This window comes from Flexibacter flexilis DSM 6793 (assembly GCF_900112255.1).
GTDB lineage: Bacteria > Bacteroidota > Bacteroidia > Cytophagales > Flexibacteraceae > Flexibacter > Flexibacter flexilis.
The window spans coordinates 1-1,336 of record NZ_FOLE01000038.1 but is presented as its reverse complement, the minus strand read 5'-3'; the positions used below and the strand labels follow the sequence as shown (position 1 = coordinate 1,336).

General features: G+C 47.4%; 2 protein-coding genes. Both read right to left on the bottom strand.

Features of this window, described 5'->3' with window-relative positions:
• Positions 1-425 (bottom strand): hypothetical protein (locus tag BM090_RS18035; protein ID WP_221405438.1); only part of this gene is annotated, 425 nt, incomplete at its 3' end.
• Positions 422-1,336 (bottom strand): cell envelope integrity TolA family protein (locus BM090_RS18635; RefSeq protein WP_221405437.1); only part of this gene is annotated, 915 nt, incomplete at its 5' end. The genes BM090_RS18635 and BM090_RS18035, both read right to left, overlap by 4 nt.

The window sequence follows — 1,336 nt, the reverse complement described above, 5'->3', positions numbered from 1 at the left end:
CCGTAGAACACTTCTTTGTAGCTATTGGAAAGAAAGTGCGTTTCAACGAACAAACGGTATTCGGCACGGGTGTAGAGCTGGCCATCGTCAGAAAAGCCAATCGGTATGGGATTTTTTGACCAAAAGATATTGGGTTCACGAATGTACAAATGGATAGTTTCCTGAAAATAAGGCACTTGGTTTTCGCACATATCATCCGTTCCAATGACCTCCAGTGTAAACTGAAAATAGCCAAAAGCTGTTGGCGTTCCTGTGATGCGGCCATTGTCGGCGGTCAGGCCATCGGGCAGCGTGCCGTAAGAAATCCAACCATCATCACCCACACAACCCAAGCCCTGCAAGGCGTTGGCAGGGCTGAACTGTGGTGAATAGTCTATCTCATCGCCAAAAGCAATTTGAATCTCAGGGTTAAGTAATGTTATCATACGTTTGCTTCGGTTATGGTGTCGAGCGCACGGTTATAGTCTTCGTGAAATTGGTTAAAGTCCAGTATGGCCTGTGAGGGTTTGGGGTTGTCCAAACGTTGTTGGATTTTGTTAAGGGTATCCAGTAGCAATGGAAGAAGTAGGTCATTATTACTACTGCTTTGCTCGCCAAAACTGACCTTTCCCGTGCTGCTATTGGTCGTTGTGCCAGGTATCGCATCGAGAGGGAAAGTAGTGGACTTATTTACGCGCATCGCTTCCAACATTCCGACGATATTGGCCACCGCAGGCACTTGCAATTGCCAATTGGGAATGATGTATTCCGCACCTTTTTCGGCCACTGTTGCCAAATAAGGCTTGTTTACCATGCCACCACCCGAAACAGGTGCACCTGTGCTGCCACCCTCAAAAAAAGCAGGCATTTCGGCTGCGGAGATTTTGGCCATACTCAAACCCGTTGTTACGGCGGCCAAAGTCATTAAGTAAGGATTGGGCGACGCACGTACAATGGCTACCGCACCTTCCATCATGGCACTCATGAGTTTGGCTTGTTGGTCGGCTTGCCACTGTTTTATTTTCAGCTCTCGCTGCTTCTTGTTATAATCGTCCTCAATTTTTTGTTTCTCGTTGGCTAACTTCTTTTCGTTGGCTTCCTTGTTGGCTGTGAAGCTGTTATCCTCGTTGGTTTTGAGGGCGTTGTAATCCGTTTCGGCTTTTTCGCGTAAGCGATTGTACTCTTTTTCGGATATTTTCTTGCTATCGTACTGGGCTTTGGCTTTGGCGATGTTGGCGTTTTTCTCGGCTTCGGCTTGCGACAAACGGGCATTTTTAGCGGCTTCCTCCTGCGCAATCTGGTTGCCTAATCGCTGCTTGTTGTTCTCGTATTGCTGGTCTTGGTATTGCTTGAGTTT